Consider the following 21,253-nt stretch of genomic DNA (forward strand, 5'->3'; position numbering starts at 1 on the left):
AGCCTCAAATGATTGCAGAGCAATTATTTGAGGTTTTGAGAATTCTGAATTCTTTTGAAATTAAATCCGATCGAATATCTGCGGAATGTGGGTTATAAAGTTGTAGGTTCCAGCACCGGACACGGCATTGCCGTGTCCCTGCGGATATCGCGTAATGCAGCCCTACTTTTTGGGAAGCGATTCGAGACACAATTGACGGAAACGATCGCCCCGCTGCTCGAAGTTTTGGTATTGATCGAAGCTGGCGCAAGCTGGCGAAAGCAGTACGACTTTAGCTTTGTTCTGTTTTCCTAATTCTGCGGCTCTCGGAACTGCTCTTTCCATTGTTTCGACTATTTCCCAAGCATTGTAATTAGCTTGTTCGAGCCGATCGCTAAAAATACCCGCTGCATCCCCAATTAACAGCACCGCAGCCGCTTTAGCCTTAATTGTATCAATCCAAGCGCGATCGTCGCCCTCTTTGGGATCGCCGCCCGCAATCAAAATCGCCGGCGCGCTGACAGAAGCTAACCCGACTTGAGCCGCGTCATAATTAGTCGCTTTGCTGTCGTTGATGAAATCTATGCCTTCCCAGGTGCAGATGTGTTCGAGGCGGTGGGCCACTCCGGGGAATTTAGCAATAGCTTGGGCGATCGCACTTTTATCAATTCCCGCCAAATTAGCAGCCGCCACCGCCATCAACAAATTTTGCAAATTGTGCTCTCCCACCATCCGCAAAGACTCAGCCGGCAAAATTTTCTCGCCTTGAGCGATTACCCAACCGTTTTCGATGTACGCTCCAAAATCCCGTTTTCCCAACAAATCTTTTTCACCTTTAACACTCGTCCAACACGCATCAGGCCAAATGTCAACTCCTTGCTGCCGCAAACAAGGATCGTCGCCGTTAATTACTTGCAATTCCGACTTTTTCAGCAAATGCGCTTTAATGCTGTAGTAATTTTCCAAAGTTTTGTGGCGGCTGAGGTGATCCGGCGTCAAAGTCGTCAAAACTCCGATTCTGGGCGCTACAAACGGCGATGATTCTATTTGATAACTGCTGATTTCTGCGATTACCCAATCCGGCGGTTTTTCGGCCAAAGCTAATTCGCACGCAGCATAGCCGATGTTGCCACAAGCGGGAGCGTAAAGTCCGGCTTCGGCAAAAATAGCAGCAATTAAAGCAGTAGTTGTAGTTTTGCCGTTAGTACCAGTAATTGCTACCCAAGGAGATTTGAGATAGCGCCACGCCAGAGCCATTTCTCCGATTGTTTCAATTCCTAATTCTCGGGCGCGCACTAATGCTGAAATATCCCAGGGAACGCCCGGACTTACTACTACTAATTCTATGGATTTGTCAGGTTCAAAAGATTTGCCTAACTCCAGGTTGATGCCTTCGTTAGCTAGTTGCTGTTGTTGTTCGAGCAAATTTGGGGAAGATGAGCGATCGCTCAGCGTTACTTCCCATCCTTCGCGTTTGAGCAGTCTGGCGGCGGCATTCCCTGATTTTCCTAATCCAATTATATGAGCGATCGGCATAAGTTGTGTGATGGAGCGAATTTTATTGGTTTTTTCCTCTTATATGTTACGGTTTTTTTGGGATGATTTAACCGCAGAGGGCGCAGAGGGCACAGAGGAGGAGAAGAGAGAAGATAGAAATGAATAATTTCGATACCAATGGATTTGATATTACATCAAAACCTTTGGCTGCAATCTAAAATCCAAAATCTAAAATCTAAAATCGATTGACGATCGCCCCAAAATCAGCCAACACCCGCGCGTGATTCCGCAGCAAACCCAGTAAATTCAAGCGATTGCGCTTAATTTCCGGGTCAGAATCCATCACCAAAACGCTTTCTGGCCCGTCAAAAAAGCTGCTCACAGCCGGAGCAATCTCCGTCAAACTCTCTACCAACTGTTGGTAATTGCGAGTTTGCTTCGATAGCAGCGTTTGCGGCACTAACTGCACTAAAGCATCATATAAAGCTTGTTCGGAAGACTTTTGAAATAACTCGGGTTTCACCGCCGTTTTCGGTTCCAATTCTACCTTATCCAAATCACCTTGAGCCGCCAAACGAGTCGAACGGTTGACTGTTTCGTAAATTTTATCCAATGTTTTGTCATTGCGGATTTGTTGCAAGAAAAGCGCTCTTTCTAAAGTGTCCAACAAATCTCGCAATGCTCGTTCTGTATATTCTGGGTCGTTTTCTCCCAAAACTGCATTTACCACATCGTAATCTAATTGCCCTTCTTCTTCCAGCAAAGTCCTAATTCTTTGCAGGAAAAACTCTGATAATTGTGAAAGTAATTCTGGGCTTGTTTGCGGGCGAATTGCTGTAAATTCGGCAACAACTTCTGCGAGTAACTGGTGCAAATTGACTGACAACTCAGCCGTCCAAATAATGTTAACTATCGCATTGGCCGCGCGGCGCAGGGCGAAGGGATCGGAGGAACCAGTCGGCAACATTCCCAAGCCGAAGATGCTGACTAATGTATCTAATTTGTCGGCGATGGCGACAACTTGACCTGTGAGAGTTTGCGGCAAATTGTCGCCCGCACCTTTGGGCAAATAATGCTCAAAAATTGCTGTGGCTACGGCTTCCGGTTCGCCGCAGGCTAAAGCGTATTTCTGCCCCATGATTCCTTGCATTTCGGGAAGTTCGTAAACCATTTGGGTTACGAGGTCGGCTTTGCAAAGCAATGCTGCTCTTTCTATGTAAGCTTGTTCTGCTGCTGTTATTTGCAGTTGCTTGGTGATGAGAGAGGCAATCTTGCACAGCCGATCGACCTTGGCGCGCACTGTACCCAAATCTTCCTGAAAAGTGACCGTCTCCAACTTGGGCAAATAATCCTCTAAAGGCTTTACCAAGTCTGCTTTGTAGAAAAACTGACCGTCTGCCAATCTCGCCCGCACGACTCGCTCGTTACCTGCGGCAATGATGGCAGATTTCGCCGGATCTCCGTTAGAAATTGTAATGAAATAGGGCAGAAGTTCTGGAAAATCGGGGCTTTTGAGGATTGGGAAATAACGCTGGTTTGTAACAATAATTGTCGTGATTACTTCCGGCGGTAATATCAAAAATTCCTCGTCAAATTTGCCGACGACTGCGTTGGGCCATTCCACTAAGTCGGTGACTTCTTCTAACAAATCTTCGGTAATGTCTGCATAACCGCCTTGTTTGGCGGCGGCGGCTTCTACTTGTGCTTTAATTTGAGTTTTGCGCTGTTGTCGATCGACCTCAACGCCAGCAGCCCGCAGACACTCGACATAATCCTCGGCTTGGGGAATGGAAACCCCCCCCGTCCCCCCCTTGGTAAGGGGGGGTGTAGAAAGCGATGTCTCCCCCTTACCAAGGGGGGGTGTAGGGGGGGTGTGTAACACGCGGTGTCCTTGGGAAATTCGATCGCTCTTGACGGTATCCGAACCGCTCACCAATGCGATCGGCAGTACAGTATCATCAAACAGGGCTACGATCGATCGAATCGGGCGCGGAAACTTCAAATCTCCGTCAGCCCACCGCATAAATCTTTTACCTTCTAACTTATTAATCCACTGCGGCACAAGTTCAGCCAAAATATCCGCCGTCATCCGCCCCGGAATCTGTTTGAGAACAAACACAAAATCGCCTTTATCGGTAGCGCGAACTTCCAAAGCATCGATTTCTACGCCTTGTTTTTTCGCAAAACCTTCGGCTGCTTTCGTCGGTTTGCCATCTTTAAAAGCCGAACTTGCGGGCGGCCCTTTTACCTCTTCTTCTCTGTCTAATTGCTTGAGTGGCAGTCCTTTAACAAGAACGGCCAAACGCCTCGGAGTTGCGTATACATTAATTGATTCATTTGTCAAAGATTGTTCTGCCAGAGTTGCAGGTACGAGTTCCTGCCACTGTTGGACGCTACCTGCAACAAAAGATGCGGGCAATTCTTCGGTACCGAGTTCTAATAAAAAGTTAGGCATATAACATATTCAGGTGATTTTGTCAATAGGCAATTCATTTGCCCGTTCAATCGTTACAAAAATTAGCGATCGGCAATCAAAAAAGCCTGGAATGACGATCGCGATAACATTACAGAATGATTTTACTGGTGTGGAAGTCTAATTAGATCCAAAAAAGACTCAAATGACCAGCATACCACGTAAAATCGGGGTGAAAGACAATAGCTCAACAGCTCATGACCTTGGCCCAAAGACTAGCACAAGATTGGAAGGCGCGACTCGAACAAGATTGCCCCGACGAGAGTTCTAGCACTCGCGAGAGTGTTGTCCGCTGGCTGTTGGGAGACAAGCCAGAAAGATTTGACACTCTAAATCCGACTCAACTCGCTGTCGCCTCCGGGGCGATCGACTTTTTATATCGAATTTTACAGCAGCGGTATCTGGGAGTAGCGCCCGATCGAGCTTACCGCAACTTGATCGGGCGCCTGGGCGGTTTGGTAGTGCTCCGGCAAAAAATTCAAGCGTGGGTTTCCTTGAGTCGCGACAGACAGCGGAGTGCGGTAGAGGTACTGCAAGAAGTGATTCAGGAAATGCTAAATTCCGATCGCTACCTCCAACAGCAAGTCGCCTGGATTGCCGAATGCACAACAGATAAACGCCTGCGAAATGCTTTGCTGCTAGCGAGCACTGAAGAATACTGCTTGCGGCCGATCCGCAACCAGCCGCTGCTGGTGTACCGCTTCGTCAACTACCTGCGGCGTTCCCAGCGGGGCGGGTTGACGCAAGTCCCGGCGGGAGATTGGGTGCGGCTGGTGTCGGAACAGGTTCTACCCGATGATACAGACGAACCGCTCAGCCTGCTAGACGAACAGGCGATGTCCGAGTATCGAGAAAGTCAAGCTTGGGAAGAACGACAAACTCAGCGGCAGATTGTCCAACAAGAATTTGAGAATTACTTGACTGCTGAAGTCGATCCGCTGGCTTCGCGATGGCTGCGGCTTTACCTGCAAGGCCGTTCCCAAGAGGCAATTGCTGAGGATTTGAAGGTGCCGGTCAAACAAATTTACCGCTTGCGAGAAAAAGTCAGTTACCACGCGATTCGGGTGTTTGCGGTCAAACAAGCACCGGAATTAGTCGCCAACTGGCTGGAAATTTCGCTCAAAGAACACAGTTTGGGCTTGACTCCCGCCCAGTGGCAGCAATATTTACAAGATCTTACGCCGGTGCAGCGGCAGTTGATAGAATCTCTCAAAGCAGGGAAAAGTGTAGAGACGATCGCCTCTGAATTAAAGTTAAAAACCAATCAAGTCATCGGCGAGTGGAGCAAACTCTATTTAGCAGCTCAATCTCTCCGCAACGAGTAGATTGGTAATGAGTCGCGGGCAATTGCTAATGGTTAATTGGCGGTAGGATTTTTCTTAATTCGCGCTACAAATCAATTTCCGAACAGCGAGATTTGCTGCGAGTTTCCCCGTAGAAACCGCGCGATCGCTCTCAAGCGCGATCGAATCAGGTAATATCGATCGGGATATCGCAACTGCTACCGCGAGCCCGGCAACGCCGGATGCTGTACGATTTACACTCACGATCGTCGCTCCCCAAATTTGAGACCAAAGATCCACATCCCAGATTCATGTAAAGGAGTCAATCTAAAATCTAAAATTCTTCAATTCTTTAATTGACTGACGATCGGGGATGCTCACCGCGAACTCCGTGGAGTAAGATATTACCAGGACGATCGACTCTTCAGGATTTTTTAACCAATCCTCAATTTAGCAGTTGCACGTCCATCATCGGTTCTGGTGTATCTGTCATACTTGGGCATTCAGACAAAATTCTATCTTTGCCAGCCATAGGAATCAATCTTGGGCGATAAATGATAGTTAGTCGATAGTCCGCCCGCCATCATCTAGTTGTCAATCTTTTTGTAGAATTTGAGACGGAATACAGAAGAGAGAAAATTCTGAGACCAAATATTTTTCTTTCATAAAAGCTTCCGGGTTTCAGATGCCTAGCTACGTCAGGGAAGTTGCATGGTTTAATTTTATAAATCAGGTTGGTATAGCGCGATCGCGCTTCCGACTACAGAGAAGCTAATGGTACATACATCTTCAACAGACTCGGCGGCTACAATGGACTCCGATCGAATATTTCAATTAATCGATACAGTTGTGCCCTTTGAAGCTTGCCTTTACTATCAAGTATTGCCTTTATCTCTAGAAGGCAATCTATTTAAATTGGGCGTAGTCGATGTGCAAGATGACTCCGCTTTGGACTACGTGCAGCGGATTTTAGCATACATGAATTGCTCGGTGACAACGGAGCAAATTGGCCCGGAAACTCAGCGTTCGATGCTCTCAGCTTACTTGCTCCACGGGAACCAAGTCAGAGAACCCAGCCTGACAGAAACCGCACCAGCCCCAACACCGATACCAGCCCCAACACCGATAAATCCCGCACCAGCAACATCAAGCTCCGAAGCAGACACCCTGCTGTCTGTACCCGAACCCTCGATTCGGGTTCCCGAGCGGTTGAAACCTCCCGATCCTGAGGTTTTGCTGACGCCGGCAGAACTTTCTGTTTTGGATGTCGAGGCCGTGCACTTGTCAAGCCCCGTCGAAGTTTTGGCAACTTTGCCCGCGCCCCAACTGCTGCAAGAATTGCTCGGTAGAGTGCTGCTAGACGGTATCGGCCGCCTGTTTTTTGAGCGGCACCAGTCGATGGGGCGAATTCTTTGGAGTCAAGACGGCGTTTTGAAATCGATCCTCGAAGGTATCTCTCCCTTCCTGTTTCAAGAAGTCATCGACGAGTTGAAGCGGCTGACAGATATGCCTGTTTCCCCCGTGGAACATCCCAAACAAGTCGAAGTAGAACGCATCTATGGAAAAACTCATTTGCTGTTGCGCTTGCGAGTAATGCCCGTGGGCGGCAAGGAAGAAGCCACACTGCAAGTTTTGCGGGGAGCAGCTTTGAGGTTTTACCAGCAGCAGCAATTGTCTACTTTGAGTCGAGATGCGCTGCAACTGGCCAAAGAATTGCAGCGGAAAGTGAATCAAATTCGCGATCGCACTCGGCTTTCTCCTTTACCTTTGGAAGGTTTACCCGCTTTGGAACAAGTTGTCAGAAATGTGGACGACCAACTTGAAGCTTTGATGCAGGAACAGAATCCCGAGGACTTCTAATTAGAAATAGTTGTAAGTTTTGAACTTTCTTTAACTCAAATCTAGCCCGGTCAAATCAATAATAATAATTAGGTTCGCAGCATCGGACTTTAGTCCTTCCTCATCCAAATCTGAAGAAGGACTAAAGTCCGATGCTGCGAACCTATAATCATAATAATTAGGTTTGTAGTGAGGACTTTAGTCCTTCCCGATCCAAATCTGAAGAAGGACTAAAGTCCGATGCTGCGAACCTATGTGAGTGCATTTGTGCGATCGCGACTTAAGATGAGCCGTGCTCGAAAACATCCTTGTACTGCAACAGATCCAAAGTTACAAAAACAGGCAAACACTGAAAACATTGCTGTGCAACTTCCCAGCGTTCCTCTCGCTGCAACATAGCAGTCAACTTTTGTTTAGCGCCCAGCAAATAGCGAACATCGTTAGCAGCATAGTTCAATTGAGCCTCTGAAAGATGCTCGGAATTTCCCCAATCAGAACTTTGAGAAGTTTTATTGAGTTCTACTTTTTCCAACTCTTGGATTAACTCTTTAAGTCCGTGTCTGTTAGTGTAAGTTCTCGCAAGTTTGCTCGCGATTTTTGTGCAGAAAACAGGAGCAATGTCAATACTTAAATTGTAACGCATGGTTGCCAGATCGAAGCGTGCAAAGTGAAATACCTTCTCAATATTTTCAGCTTCCATGAGCTTTTTCAAATTTGGCGCCGCCGTCTGGCCTTTAGCAATCCGCACCGCCGCGACTTTACCCTGCCGATCGCACAACTGCACCAAACACAAGCGATCGCGCCAGGGCATCAAACCCATCGTTTCCGTATCAACGGCGAGATCCTCAGCCGTCAAATAATAAGATAGCAGAGCATCGGAAATATCGCGATCGCACACTTGAAAATCTGGAAATTCCATTCTTGGTAATTGGTAATTAGTCATTAGTCATCAGTCATCAGTCATTAGTCATTGGAAAATTCAACTGTAGATTTTATAATCAGGAATTGGAAAATTCATTAAATCCGTTAAATTTGTCAAAAAATTGTTGCCAAACTTCCCGAAACATCCGTTAAATCCGTTACAAAATCCGTTGCCGAACTTCCTTCATCTTATCGACTGCGGACAAAAAGCTGAGTAAAATAATACTCCCCTTTGGCATTTTTGGCAATCGCAATACCAGTCAAATTAAATTGACTCTCGATATTCTTGCGGTGGCCCTCACTTTTAATCCAACCCTCAACAGCATTGCCAACCGGGTCGCTGTAGCCAAAATTGTAAGCAACATTTTCAGCTACACTTTGATAGGGAACAGTAATTGCTTTCGCCCGCCCTTCAAATCCATCGTGGCTAAATTTAACTTTCCCACTCGCCATATTTTCGCTGTGAATTCTGGCTATCTGACTAATTCGCGGATCGACACTCAGCGGCGGCAACTTCTTAGATGCTCGATATTGATTGATCTGTTGGTTAACAGCTTTTTCTAACTCAGCAATTGAACTCGTAGCAGCAATATTAGTATTCATGGAAGTTTCTGGGAGCGATTGTGTAGGAATGAGTTGAGTACAATTAGGTAGGATTGCTAGGAATCCTAGAGACATTAAAATCAAAGGTTTGTACATGAGACAGAGGTAAAAATCCACTTAATTGTTAGCGAATATTCAGTTAATTACTCATCAGAAAAATGGTTCGTAGTAAGGACTTTAGTCCTTATTAACTCACAGCTAAAAAAGGAGGACTAAAGTTCTGACTCCAAACCGATGAAAAGAAAGGACTGAAGTCCTCACTACCAACCAGAAAAGAAAGGACTGAAGTCCTCACTACCAACCAGAAAAGAAAGGACTGAAGTCCTCACTCCAAACCGGTTCTAACCGGACATAATCTTATTCATTCCTACAGGGCGATCGCCCGAAATTCCGGTAGACTAGATATTCAGAACCTTCGCCACAGTGTTCACATCTTTGTCACCGCGTCCCGAACAGTTCAGCACAATGCGCGGACTGCCGGTTAGCTGCGGGCAAAGAGTCTCCAAATAGGCGATCGCATGAGCAGTTTCCAAAGCCGGAATAATCCCCTCCAACTGCGAAAGCCGCTGAAAAGCATCCAAAGCTTGCTGGTCAGTTACACTATAATATTCAGCCCTACCAGCATCCTTCAAATAACTGTGTTCCGGCCCCACACCAGGATAATCCAAACCAGCACTAATCGAATGCGGCTCAATCACTTGACCTTCATTATCTTGCAGCAAATAACTCATCGCCCCGTGCAAAACACCCACAGTTCCCATAGTCAAAGTCGCAGCGTGTTTATCAGTATCAACACCTTCGCCCGCCGCTTCAACACCAATTAATCTAACCGTTTCTTCCCCAACAAACTCGTGGAAAAGACCCATTGCATTAGAACCCCCGCCCACGCAAGCTAATAAAATATCCGGCAAACCGCCCCACTTTTCCTGACATTGAGCGCGGGTTTCTTCACCGATAATTGCATGGAAATCGCGCACCATCATCGGGTAAGGATGGGGGCCAGCTACGGAACCGAGAATGTAATGAGTTGTCTCAACATTTGTCACCCAATCGCGAATCGCTTCCGAAGTCGCATCTTTGAGCGTTCCCGTACCAGCCGAAACGCCCCGCACTTCCGCACCCATCAAGCGCATTCTAAACACATTTAAAGCCTGTCTTTCCATGTCGTGAACGCCCATGTAGACAACGCATTGTATGCCGAAACGAGCGCAAACTGTAGCGGTAGCAACGCCGTGCTGGCCGGCACCAGTTTCAGCAATTACCCGCTGTTTGCCCATGCGTTTTGCTAGCAATGCTTGAGCTAAAGCGTTGTTAATTTTGTGAGCTCCGGTGTGGTTTAAATCTTCGCGTTTGAGGTAAATTTGCGGGCCAGTGCCGTCTGGTTGAGCATAATGCTCTGTGAGGCGTTCGGCGAAATATAAGGGGCTGGGGCGGCCGACATAATCTTTCAGCAATCCTTGGAGTTGCTGTTGAAATTCCGGTTCGCTGCGATACTTGTGAAAAGCCGCTTCTAGTTCAAATAAAGCCGGCATCAGGGTTTCGGGGACGTATTTGCCACCGAATTTGCCGAATCTGCCGAGTCCGTCGGGGCGTTGGGCGGTGGTTTCTGTGGTGAGGCGCAGGGGGGTTACTGTCATTGGATTTTAGATTTTAGATTTTAGATTTTTTGATTCGCGGGTAAGCTAGAGGCGGGCGTGTCGATCGCGCGCTTAGTCGATCGTACCAAATTGCTTGGGGACTTGAGGCGATCGAACAAATTTGATTTTGACATCCTCCCCAACCGTACCGCGAGACGCCTCAACATCACCCGGAAAGGTTCACTTCACAGACTAGACGTATTGAAAAAGTCTTTTGCCTCAAACAAAATTTCCGACGTGGCGCCGATATGAGGCCTAATTATTTTTGAAATTCAAGTCTACTGACTTAGGTTTGCCATGCCACCATAATCTTCTTAATTGCGTTGAACTTTCGGTCATCATCAACCATGCTTATAACATTCCCACTAGCGCATATCTAACAGCAATTTATCGACAACACGACCATATTTTCCACCTTGTTAATTAAAATATTGATAGCCAACCTATGATTTTAGCACAGTGCTTGCCGTAAATTCATCTCATCATAGTTGTGCGATATGTTACATTTATTGAAGAACGCAACAGCTTGCTCGTTCAATCGCAGTAAAATAAAAGCATAGACCTACAATCCTACTCTCTCATCCCGGTCTACCGATCGAACTCAATAACCTCAACCCCAAATCCATCTCCATAGAGGGCGACGGGCCATAAAAAGTTTATTGTTCCCAGCGATCCCTAGGGGCGATCGTTCCAGCCAATTCTAGGTTAAATTGAGCAACCATTAGCAGAACTCACCTGTTTCAGTTATTGTTACAAAATAGGAAACCCAAATCGTGGATATCGACATTCGTTATAAACCTTCCTTTGCCACAATTTTTCTTACCCTCGAACCTGGAGAAAGCATTATTGCTGAATCAGGAGCGATGATAGCAATGGATGCAGCACTCACCATGAAAGCAGAATTTAATGGAGGTTTTTTCTCAGGTGTATTGAAAAAGTTTTTTGGTGGTGAATCGCTGTTCGTCAATCGATTTACAAATCCAACGCGGCAGTCTCTCCAAGTCGTTCTTTCTCAATCGACAATCGGAGATATTGCCGAAGCTCAAGTCTATGAAAATAACCTGTGCTTTCAACCCGGTGCTTATATTGCCAGTACCCCCGATATCAAATTAGGCGTGCGCTGGGCTGGATTGGCAAGTTGGTTTTCGGGAGAAGGCTTATTTAAATTGCAAGCCAGCGGACAGGGAACAGTATTTTTTGGTGCCTATGGTGGCTTGACTCGCAAGCAAATTAATGGTGACTTTATTGTCGATACAGGACATTTAGTCGCTTACGAATCGGGAATGAAAATGTCGATAAAAATGGCAGGCGGATTATTAGGTTCGATTACATCCGGGGAAGGGTTTGTGAATAAAGTGACGGGCAAGGGAACAATTTACTTGCAATCCAGAAGTATCGATGGTTTGGTGCAATTTTTATCAAGTAAAGTTTGACTTGCGAGCGAATATATCCATTACCTACTACCAAATATGAAAATTGAACTTTTACAACAACCCGACAGCACAATCGCCCGTGTCACCCTAAATACAGGTGAAGAAATCGTTGCCGAGGCAGGTGCAATGGTGGCAATGAGTGGCAATCTACAAGCAAGTACGACATTGCGCCAAGGCAAAGGTGGCGGTATTTTCGGCGGACTCAAACGAATGATTGCCGGAGAGTCGCTATTTTTAAGTGTGTTTCGCTCGCCAACACCCGAAAATACACTATTTTTAGCACCCAAAATGTTGGGCGATATGCTGCACTATCAAATGGGCAAAAGTGGCTTAGTAGTACAAGCAGGTTCTTATTTGGCTAGCACGTCAGATGTCAATATTGACTTGGGTTTTCAAGGCTTCAAATCGCTGTTTTCTGGAGAAAGTATTTTCTGGCTGGATATGGGCGGTCATGGAGACGTACTATTGAGTTCCTTCGGCGCAATTTACGAAGTTCCAGTCAAAGGAGAATACATTGTTGATACAGGTCATATTGTCGCCTTTGAGAAAAGTTTAAAGTTTGAAATTACTAAACCTCCCGGAAGTAGTTGGTTGAGTGCATTTCTCGGTGGAGAAGGTTTGGTTTGTCGCTTTAAAGGCAACGGCAGCCTCTTCTGTCAAACCCACAATGCCCCAGCATTCGGTCAAGTTGTCGGTAGTCGTTTACCTCCGAGGTAGCAAGCATGGAGACTCGCGATATGCAAAACATAAACGGAGATTGCTTTCATAAAACATCGCATTCATGTATAGCGTTCTTAAATCATTTGTGTAATTCTTGTAGGGGCAAACCCCCCGTGGTTGCCCAATCACCCGGAGGGCGGGCACGCACCGTCCACCGCCCCTACAGATTGCATGAATGATTTACACTCGCTATAGCGTTTCTCGCAATGACGATTCTAACTGAACATTATTGAGCTATCAACTGTCAACTGTCAACTGTCAACTGTCAACTGTTAACTTATATGCCTAAAAACATCTCATATACAATCGAACATTCTCCATCCTATGCTCAACTAAAACTCAAAATTCCTGCCAACCAAACGGTGTTGGTAGAATCTTCGGGAATGGCAGCAATGGATAGTCACATCACCCTGAAATCAAAAGTCAAAGGAGGTTTGATGAAAGGCCTCACGCGAATGTTAGCAGGTGAGTCTTTGTTTATCAGCGAATTTACTGCACCAGAACGTTCTGGAACACTTTACGTTTCCCCTGGAGTTCCCGGCGATATTCAACATTATCACCTCAATGGAAATAGCTTAATGCTGCAATCTTCTGCTTTTGTGGCATCCAGTTCTACTGTAGACCTTGATACTAAATTTCAGGGATTAAAAGGTTTCTTTAGCGGCGAATCATTGTTTTTTCTGAAAGCAACTGGACAAGGCGATATCTGGTTTAATTCCTATGGCGCAATCCTGGAAATTCCAGTTAATGGAAGTTATATCGTCGATACCGGTTATATTGTCGCCTTTGAGGATACGCTGAAGTATAATGTTGAAGTCATGGGCGGGCTATCCTGGAAAAACTTGAGGACGGGAATTTTAGGTGGAGAAGGCTTAGTTTGTCGCTTCAGTGGAGAGGGTAAACTGTGGATACAGTCTCGCAACCTGTTTCCTCTGATTAATTTTTTAAATCCCTTCCGACCGACAAAGAACAATTAGTTCGGTGCTTTTATATAACTTGTAGGATGCGTTAAATTCTCACAACGCATTCTACTATAATACAATAATTGAAAAAACATTATGACCGATCGCAATCCACCCACAAGCAACAGGCAACTGCTAGCCCTATTGGGGATTTTTGTAGCCTTAGTCTGTTTATTGCTTTGGGGAAGCATCAAGCTGGTAGATGGGCTGATTTTATTAATTCCTCCCGAACTCGAACAGCGTTTGGGGGCGTTAGTTATCCCAGCTTACGAACGTCTTGCGGAATCTTCTCCAGCACAAGATACTCTCAATCAACTTCTGGATCGCCTGGAAACTAAATTACCTAAACAAAAAAATATCGATCGCAATTATCGCCTACTTTACATTCCCGATGATACTGTAAACGCGCTAGCCTTACCTGGAGATACAATTGTTGTTTATCGGGGTTTGATACAGCAATTGGAATCGGAAAACGAGTTGATGATGATCTTAGGTCATGAGTTGGGTCATTTCGCCAATCGCGATCATTTGCGGGGAATTGGGCGGGGATTGGCGCTACAATTTGTGGTAGCGGTGTTCGCAGGCGATGGAGGTGGGTTGGTGAATGTTGCCGCTGCGATCGCTTCCAATTTAAGCAAAGCCCAATTTTCGCGCAGTCAGGAAGCCCAAGCCGATGAATTTGGCTTACAACTCCTGGTTTCCCATTACGGGCACGCGGCTGGCGCAGCAGACTTTTTCCAGCGATTAGCGCGACAATCTCGTTTAGATATTGCTTTGTTATCGACTCATCCGGCACCGGGCGATCGCAGTTTAACGTTAACACAAACGATCGCTCAACGCCGCTATCCGATTCAAGAGCGATCGCCTTTACCCGCAACACTCAAAAGCGATCGATAACAATCAGACACTTAATAATTCCCGCTCTCCCTGGATGGGCTAATACAATAGGTATAATATCAGAGTCTAAAGGAGCGATCGCAACCTTACACCAATCCACTAAAACTAGAAATACCCGTAAAAAAAATTAGGCATCATAACATATGGCAGCATCCAAGCGCAAAAATTCTGACAACAAAACAACCGAAGGCAAACGAGTAGTTTACTCCGAGTTTGGCAACGTTGAAAACTCAGCAGCCCTGCAACGGGGAGTCCCAGAAGTTGCCCCAAATCAACAAACTATAAAAGTAGAAGCATCCCGAAAAGGACGAGGCGGCAAAACAGTCACAGTCATCAGCGGATTTCAAGAAAAACCTGAGACTTTAGCAGACTTAGCCAAGCAGCTAAAAGCCCAATGCGGCACAGGCGGTACTGTTAAAGAAAATGAAATCGAAATTCAAGGCGAACACAAGCAAAAACTCGCCGAAATTCTCAAAAAACTGGGCTACAAAGCTAAAATCAGCGGCGGCTAAAATCACCTCAAAACAAGGTTCGTAGTAAGGACTTTAGTCCTCTCCAGGTTCGTAGTAAGGACTTCAGTCCTCTCCAGGTTCGTAGTAAGGACTTCAGTCCTCTCCAGGTTCGTAGTAAGGACTTCAGTCCTCTCAAGGACTTCAGTCCTCTCCAGGTTCGTAGTAAGGACTTCAGTCCTCTCCAGGTTCGTAGTAAGGACTTCAGTCCTCTCCAGGTTCGTAGTAAGGACTTTAGTCCTTTCAATGAAGAAATAACCAAGAACGGACTGAAGTCCGTACTACGAACAAACAACTTCTTCTCAATGAAGAAATAACCAAGAACGGACTGAAGTCCGTACTACGAACAAACAACTTCTTCTCAATTAAGAAATAACCAAGAACGGACTGAAGTCCGTACTACGAACAAACAACTTCTTCAACTATCAACTAATTCATGTACACTCGACCCTTAGCCCGTTTAATCGAACAATTGCAGCGCTTACCCGGAGTCGGCCCAAAAACGGCACAGCGGCTGGCTTTGCATATTTTAAAGCGACCGGAAGAAGACGTGCAAGCCCTAGCTCAATCATTGATTGATGCCAAAAAACAAGTAGGTTTCTGCAAGGTATGCTTTCACTTATCTGCTGAACCTGTTTGCGAAATTTGCCGCAACACTAACCGCGACAGCCAGACTATTTGTGTAGTGTCAGAATCCCGCGACGTAATCGCCTTAGAAAAAACCAGGGAATACATCGGCAAATATCACGTTGTCGGCGGCGTGATCTCGCCGATGGATGGAATTGGCCCGGAACAATTGAACATTCAACCGTTAGTCCGCCGCGTCAGCCAGCAAAAGATTGGTGAAGTTATTATTGCGATTAGTCCTAGCGTGGAAGGCGAAACTACTACTCTTTATATCGGTCATTTATTGAAACCTTTTACCAAAGTTACGCGGATAGCTTTTGGTTTGCCGATGGGGGGAGATTTGGAATATGCTGATGAGGTAACTTTGGCTCGGGCTTTGGAAGGGAGGAGGGAATTGGATTAGGTGAATTGAAAGAGAAGAGAAACGAACCGCGAAGGCGCTAAGGACACGAAGGAAGATGGGAGAGAAGGAAGTGCGATTGCTTTATTGAGGTTCGCAATAACAATTTTGTAAAAAAGGCTAAACTGAACAGAGTTACTCAGAGCAAAAATCATGACCCAATTCGATCGCCCTTTAAGCTACCCCACAGCCCGCAAAGCCGAGCAAACAGACGACTACCACGGCGTCCAAGTCTCCGACCCCTACAGGTGGCTGGAAGACCCGGAATCTGAGGAAACCCAAGCCTGGGTGGAAGCTCAAAACGCAGTCACTTTCGGCTACCTCAGCCAAATTCCGGCGCGGGAAAAAATCAAACAGCGGTTGACTCAACTTTGGGATTACGAGAAATACGGCATACCTTTCAAAGAGGGCGATCGCTATTTTTACTACAAGAATGACGGTCTGCAAAATCAATCCGTACTCTATACTTTACCATCCCTAGACGGCGAACCCAAAGTATTAATTGACCCCAACACTCTGTCAGAAGACGGAACCGTTGCTCTTAGCGGCATATCTATCAGCGAAGATGGCAAACTTATGGCCTACGGTTTGTCAACTTCGGGTTCCGACTGGCAGGAATGGAAGGTGCGCGATGTGGAAACTGGGGAAGATTTATCTGACCATTTAAAGTGGCTGAAATTTTCGGGAGCATCCTGGACTCACGACGGTCAAGGCTTTTTTTACAGCCGCTACGATGAACCCAACGAAAAAACCAAGCACGAAGATGTTAACTATTACCAAAAACTGTTTTACCACAAGCTCGGTACTCCACAATCTGAAGATGTATTGATCTACGAGCGACCCGACGAAAAAGAGTGGGGATTTGGCGGCGGAGTCACGGAAGACGGCCGCTACTTAATTGTATCAGTTTGGCTGGGAACTGAAACGAAAAACTTGATTTTTTACAAGGATTTAACTGCACCGGAATCCAGCGTTGTCGAACTAATTAACGAATTCGAGGCTGAATACAGTTTCATCGACAATGATGGCTCGCTTTTCTGGTTTCAAACAGATTTGAATGCACCCCTGGGCCGCGTAATTGCGATCGACACTAACAACCCTCCTCCCTTATCCCTCGCGGGCGGTGAAACCCCCCCGTCGCCCCCCCTTGGTAAGGGGGGGATTCAGGGGGGGTTTGCAGAAATCATTCCCGAAGCTGCCGAAACCCTTGGAGGCATTGGCATCCTCAACAATCAATTTGTCGCTTCTTACCTCAAAGATGCCTACACTCAGATTAAAATCTTTAACTTAGATGGCTCTTTTGTGCGAGAAGTAGCCTTGCCGGGAATTGGTTCGGCGGGAGGATTTGGCGGCAAGCGCCACGACACGGAAACCTTTTATGCTTACACCAGTTTCACTGCGCCGAACACCATCTACCGCTACAATATGGTGACACATGAAAGTACAATTTATCGGGTGCCGAATGTCGAGTTTAATCCCGAGGATTACGAGACAAAGCAAGTATTTTATCCGAGCAAAGACGGTACGCAGGTACCGATGTTTATTACTCACAAAAAAGGCTTGCAGTTAGATGGCAACAATCCGACATACTTGTACGGCTACGGCGGTTTTGGCATCTCGCTGACTCCGAGTTTTTCTGTTAGCAGGGTTGTTTGGTTGGAGATGGGGGGAGTTTATGTAACTGCTTGTTTGCGGGGCGGCGGCGAGTACGGCGAATCGTGGCACCAAGCAGGTACAAAGTTGAACAAGCAAAATGTGTTTGATGATTTTATCAGCGCTGCTGAATGGTTGATCGAAAATAAGTATACCAAACCGGCTAAATTGGCGATCGCAGGCGGTAGCAACGGCGGTTTATTGGTGGGGGCTTGCATGATTCAGCGGCCGGAGTTGTTCGGCGCAGCGCTGCCGGCTGTCGGCGTGATGGATATGTTGCGCTTCCACAAGTTTACCATTGGCTGGGCATGGATTTCTGAATACGGTTCGCCGGAAAATGCCGCAGAATTTCCGACAATTTACGGCTATTCTCCCTTGCACAATCTGAAAGCGGGAACGGCTTATCCGGCGACAATGATTACAACTGCCGATCGCGACGACAGAGTTGTTCCGGCCCACAGTTTCAAGTTTGCTTCGGCTTTGCAAGCAACGCACGCGGGAGAAAAACCCGTGTTAATTCGGATTGAAACAAAAGCGGGACATGGGGGTGGCAAACCTACCGCTAAAGTCATTGAAGAATTGGCAGATGAATGGGCTTTTTTGGTGCGCGAACTCGATATTAACGTTTAACAAGCGCGGGATTGGGGGCGGCCTCTCGTAGGTTCCTGACTCTGCCTATTCCGTAGGGTGTGCACCCGCACCAAAGCGTGTCAACAATCGCCTAAAAGCCTTGGTATATCTCGTTCATAGCCAAGTCTAGATCCCCCTAAATCCCCCGTATAGTCGGGGGACTTAAAGAGGCTTCCTGTCCCCCCCGCATCGAAGGGGGGGATAGGGGGGAGAAGAGCCTTAATCGTCAAACATCAGTCTATAACTGGGTTCGCAGCTCAAGTTGACACCTGTGCACCGGCACTCATCTCTTCACCTGCTGGTACACCCCCCTTAGGTCATTGTACTATATAACACATCTTTTGCTGCTAATTTGGTGTTCAATGCGGAAATTGTGCGATCGTTTCATGGCCTGTGGCTGCGGACAACCGATCGCTACAGCATAAATTAGTGTAACTTGTCAACTCCCACTTGTCTTAATTTGCATGACATTCTGTAACTTTTTGTATGGTTGAGCGTTCGTTCTGAGCTTTTGAGAGATGAATCCCCTGTAAGTAAAGTTCGTGGGAATGTCAACTTCCATAAGTAGTAAATCTAAGCTACCCTCAAAAATTTTTCTAATTCTCGGCAACAGATTTTTTCAGTGGATTTACGGTGAAAATTCCACGAAAAATCACACTTACAACCGTACTGAGAACCGTCGCGTTACCGGAATCACTGCCTTTTTTTCAGCAATGCGTAAGTAATGGGCGATCGCAATCTCAAGGTTGTAGAATAACCTCTTTTAAAATAAAAAAGATTAGTGGCGCCGCCAAAACCCGACAACGCTTGCCAATCAAAGAGTTGTGGTGATTAGTTACCTAGGACAACCCGCTATGAGGGCACAGCATTCCCCGTTTAATTCTTCCCTCACATCTCAACTTTCCAAAAACACGTAAGTATTAAATTATCTGAAAGTAATTTATTGTTACAAAATTTATATTTGGGTGTTTATCGAATGTTCTCAAAGGGGGTAGGTTAAAACTAATAACTTTCATCAGCCAACCATGAAAACGATCCCCAATATGTCGAATTTGTCAGCGGTAAAAATACCCAAAGCTACAAAATTTGCCACTACAAACTTATTTAAGGCAGCAAATTATACAGCATATCCAGAATCGAAAACATATCTAGTCGTTGTTGACTCCCGAGTAGAAAACTACGAGGAATTGATCCGTGGAGTCAAACCCGGAAGCGAAGTATTGGTGCTCGATCCAACCAGAGATGCGATCGCACAAATCACCGAATTTTTGGGGCATTACCACAGCATCAACAGCCTGCACGTAGTTTCTCACGGCCGAGAAGCAGCAGTCGCGATCGGTCGGACAGAACTGAATATTGATAATGTAGAAACCTACAGCAGTCAATTGCAGCAGTGGGGAAAAGCCCTAGGCTCGCAAGGCAGCATTTTGCTTTACGGCTGTAACGTAGCTGCCGGCGAATCCGGCATTAAATTCATAGAAAAACTCAGCGAATTAACCGGAGCAAATATTGCCGCTTCCAGAAACTTAACTGGCAGTGCAGCACTAGGCGGCGACTGGGAATTAGAAATTACCACAGGACAAATTGATGCCGAACTAGCCTTTAAACCAGAAGTTCTAGAAGCATATACATCAGTCCTAGCCACCTTAGTTGCCGAAACTTTTGTTGGTGCAACAGCACTAGGCCCTTGGATCTATGGAACCAGTAACGGTGCAGCAAACCCGGGCTTAACGGCAGGCGGAACGGCAACAGGCATTATTCCCGCTTTAGGTACAGGCGATGCAGTCGGTAGCGGTACTTTGAGATTAACATCAGCCGTGGGAGACCAAGCAGCTTTTGTCATCTACGACAACCCGATCGCTGCAACTGAGGGTATAAAAGTTACCTTTGATTTATTTGCCTATGGTGGCAATGGTGCCGATGGCGTGAGTTTTTTCCTCATTGACGGCACAACTACGCCAACAGCCGCCGGAGGCTTCGGTGGCTCTCTCGGCTATGCTCAAACAAGTGCCAATGGAGGCGTACCTGGTATTGCAGGGGGTTATCTGGGTATCGGGTTAGACGAGTTTGGCAATTTTGCCAATCCTACTGAAAGTCGTGTAGGTGGTCCGGGAGCGATACAAGATTCAATAACAGTTAGAGGCAGCTTAGCCACTAACTATGGTTTTTTGGCTAACGCTCCCGTTGGTGGTCTTGGGGTAGATAGCACTGTTCCAGGTCGTGCTGCTGCTAGAAGAAAAGTTCAGATTACATTACAACCAACTACGAACCAGCTTACAGTTGCCTTCGACTCCAACAACGATGGTGTATTAGTTCCCGCCGAGACAATTATCAACATACCAAATTTGACAACCGTAAACGGAGCAATACCACCTACTTTCAAATTTGGTTTTGCTAGTTCCACAGGTGGTTCTACAAACATTCACGAAATCGCCAACCTGGTTGTCGAAAGTATAAATCCACCCCTACTCCAAGCCGACATTGTAACTACTAAAGTCAGCCCGCAGTTCGCAGCACCTAACAGCAACATTACCTACACGATTTCTTCCACAAATAACGGCCCTAGCCCAGCCGCCAACGTCCTGATTCAAGATCCCCTCCCTGCCGGCTTAACTTTCGTCAGTGCTAGCGACGGTGGTACTTTCAACGCCGCAACCGGGGCTGTCACCTGGCCGTTGGTTGCGAGTCTGGCTAGCGGTACTAGCGTCACCCGGACGATCGTCGCCACAGTTCCGGGAACACTAGGCGCTTCCTTAACTAACACTGCATTTAGCAACTCCAGTACCTTCGACCCGAACCCACTTAACAACAACGGTTCATCCACAGTCTCCCAGAGCCCCGTTACAGTTGCTCTTGCCGACCTAGTTACTACAAAAATAGGCCCAGCCACTGCCATTGCTGGAACCACAGTTAGTTACATAATTTCGACAGTCAACAACGGGCCGAGTACAGCCACAAACGTCACAGTTACTGACACCATAGTTCCTGGTTTAACAGGAGTAGTCGCTTCAAACGGCGGTACTTATAATGGCACTACTGGGATTGTGACATTCCCAGCGATTAACATACTTTCCGGTGCACCTGCGGTAGAAAACACAATCAGCTTTGTTGCACCAACCACTGGTGCAAGTGTCAGCAACACGGCCAGCAGCACCTCAGCCACCCCAGACTCTAATCCTGCCAACAACAA

General features: G+C 46.5%; 16 protein-coding genes. 10 read left to right on the forward strand and 6 right to left on the reverse strand.

The genetic code is table 11. From position 1 onward, the window contains the following. Positions 1 to 162 precede the first annotated feature (162 nt). Positions 163 to 1,515, reverse strand: a complete 1,353-nt coding sequence (gene murD / locus JGK39_RS28335; RefSeq protein WP_293259981.1) for a UDP-N-acetylmuramoyl-L-alanine--D-glutamate ligase — start codon at positions 1,513 to 1,515, stop codon at positions 163 to 165. Between the two features lie 196 nt (positions 1,516 to 1,711). Continuing rightward, positions 1,712 to 3,931 carry a glycine--tRNA ligase subunit beta gene (gene glyS / locus JGK39_RS28340; protein WP_293259984.1) on the reverse strand — a complete coding sequence of 740 codons (2,220 nt, stop codon included), beginning with the start codon at positions 3,929 to 3,931 and terminating at the stop codon, positions 1,712 to 1,714. A 215-nt stretch (positions 3,932 to 4,146) separates the two neighbouring features. Between glyS and JGK39_RS28345 the strand changes: the two genes are divergently transcribed. Then, positions 4,147 to 5,274, forward strand: coding sequence for a HetZ-related protein 2 (locus JGK39_RS28345; protein ID WP_293259987.1), 1,128 nt, complete (start codon positions 4,147 to 4,149; stop codon positions 5,272 to 5,274). Positions 5,275 to 5,328: 54 nt separating this feature from the next. Here the strand turns inward: JGK39_RS28345 and JGK39_RS28350 are convergent, their stop codons facing one another. Further along, positions 5,329 to 5,532, reverse strand: coding sequence for a hypothetical protein (locus JGK39_RS28350; RefSeq protein ID WP_293259990.1), 204 nt, complete (start codon positions 5,530 to 5,532; stop codon positions 5,329 to 5,331). 474 nt (positions 5,533 to 6,006) lie between these two features. Between JGK39_RS28350 and JGK39_RS28355 the strand changes: the two genes are divergently transcribed. Continuing rightward, positions 6,007 to 7,092 (forward strand): hypothetical protein, encoded by a 1,086-nt coding sequence (locus tag JGK39_RS28355; protein WP_293259993.1) that lies wholly within the window; start codon positions 6,007 to 6,009, stop codon positions 7,090 to 7,092. Between the two features lie 259 nt (positions 7,093 to 7,351). Here the strand turns inward: JGK39_RS28355 and JGK39_RS28360 are convergent, their stop codons facing one another. The 3 genes from JGK39_RS28360 to trpB form a co-directional block, all read right to left on the reverse strand. Further along, positions 7,352 to 7,990 carry a ribonuclease H-like domain-containing protein gene (locus JGK39_RS28360; RefSeq protein ID WP_293298281.1) on the reverse strand — a complete coding sequence of 213 codons (639 nt, stop codon included), beginning with the start codon at positions 7,988 to 7,990 and terminating at the stop codon, positions 7,352 to 7,354. Positions 7,991 to 8,181: 191 nt separating this feature from the next. Further along, positions 8,182 to 8,595 carry a CAP domain-containing protein gene (locus tag JGK39_RS28365; protein WP_293259999.1) on the reverse strand — a complete coding sequence of 138 codons (414 nt, stop codon included), beginning with the start codon at positions 8,593 to 8,595 and terminating at the stop codon, positions 8,182 to 8,184. 398 nt (positions 8,596 to 8,993) lie between these two features. Beyond that, on the reverse strand, positions 8,994 to 10,232 hold the full coding sequence (gene trpB, locus JGK39_RS28370) for a tryptophan synthase subunit beta (protein WP_293260002.1): 1,239 nt from the start codon (positions 10,230 to 10,232) through the stop codon (positions 8,994 to 8,996). 773 nt (positions 10,233 to 11,005) lie between these two features. Here trpB and JGK39_RS28375 point away from each other — a divergent pair. From JGK39_RS28375 to JGK39_RS28410, 8 genes are all read left to right on the forward strand, one after another. Beyond that, positions 11,006 to 11,665 carry a TIGR00266 family protein gene (locus JGK39_RS28375; RefSeq protein ID WP_293260005.1) on the forward strand — a complete coding sequence of 220 codons (660 nt, stop codon included), beginning with the start codon at positions 11,006 to 11,008 and terminating at the stop codon, positions 11,663 to 11,665. A 36-nt stretch (positions 11,666 to 11,701) separates the two neighbouring features. Then, the gene (locus JGK39_RS28380) at positions 11,702 to 12,382 is read left to right on the forward strand and encodes a TIGR00266 family protein (RefSeq protein ID WP_293260008.1); all 681 of its coding nucleotides are present in this window, start codon (positions 11,702 to 11,704) and stop codon (positions 12,380 to 12,382) included. A gap of 284 nt (positions 12,383 to 12,666) precedes the next feature. Continuing rightward, a complete protein-coding gene (locus JGK39_RS28385; RefSeq protein WP_293260012.1) occupies positions 12,667 to 13,362 on the forward strand; it encodes a TIGR00266 family protein in 696 nt (231 codons plus the stop codon). A gap of 81 nt (positions 13,363 to 13,443) precedes the next feature. Beyond that, entirely contained in the window at positions 13,444 to 14,244 is an 801-nt protein-coding gene (locus JGK39_RS28390) for a M48 family metallopeptidase (RefSeq protein WP_293260014.1), read from the forward strand. A gap of 143 nt (positions 14,245 to 14,387) precedes the next feature. Beyond that, positions 14,388 to 14,756 carry a translation initiation factor gene (locus tag JGK39_RS28395; RefSeq protein ID WP_293260018.1) on the forward strand — a complete coding sequence of 123 codons (369 nt, stop codon included), beginning with the start codon at positions 14,388 to 14,390 and terminating at the stop codon, positions 14,754 to 14,756. A gap of 433 nt (positions 14,757 to 15,189) precedes the next feature. Then, positions 15,190 to 15,783 (forward strand): recombination mediator RecR, encoded by a 594-nt coding sequence (recR, locus tag JGK39_RS28400; RefSeq protein ID WP_293260021.1) that lies wholly within the window; start codon positions 15,190 to 15,192, stop codon positions 15,781 to 15,783. A 150-nt stretch (positions 15,784 to 15,933) separates the two neighbouring features. After that, positions 15,934 to 18,063, forward strand: a complete 2,130-nt coding sequence (locus JGK39_RS28405) for a prolyl oligopeptidase family serine peptidase (RefSeq protein WP_293260024.1) — start codon at positions 15,934 to 15,936, stop codon at positions 18,061 to 18,063. Between the two features lie 1,025 nt (positions 18,064 to 19,088). Beyond that, a partial coding sequence (locus tag JGK39_RS28410; RefSeq protein WP_293303240.1) for a DUF4347 domain-containing protein occupies positions 19,089 to 21,253 on the forward strand: 2,165 nt, incomplete at its 3' end.

Source organism: Microcoleus sp. PH2017_12_PCY_D_A (assembly GCF_020738565.1).
Lineage (GTDB): Bacteria > Cyanobacteriota > Cyanobacteriia > Cyanobacteriales > Microcoleaceae > Microcoleus.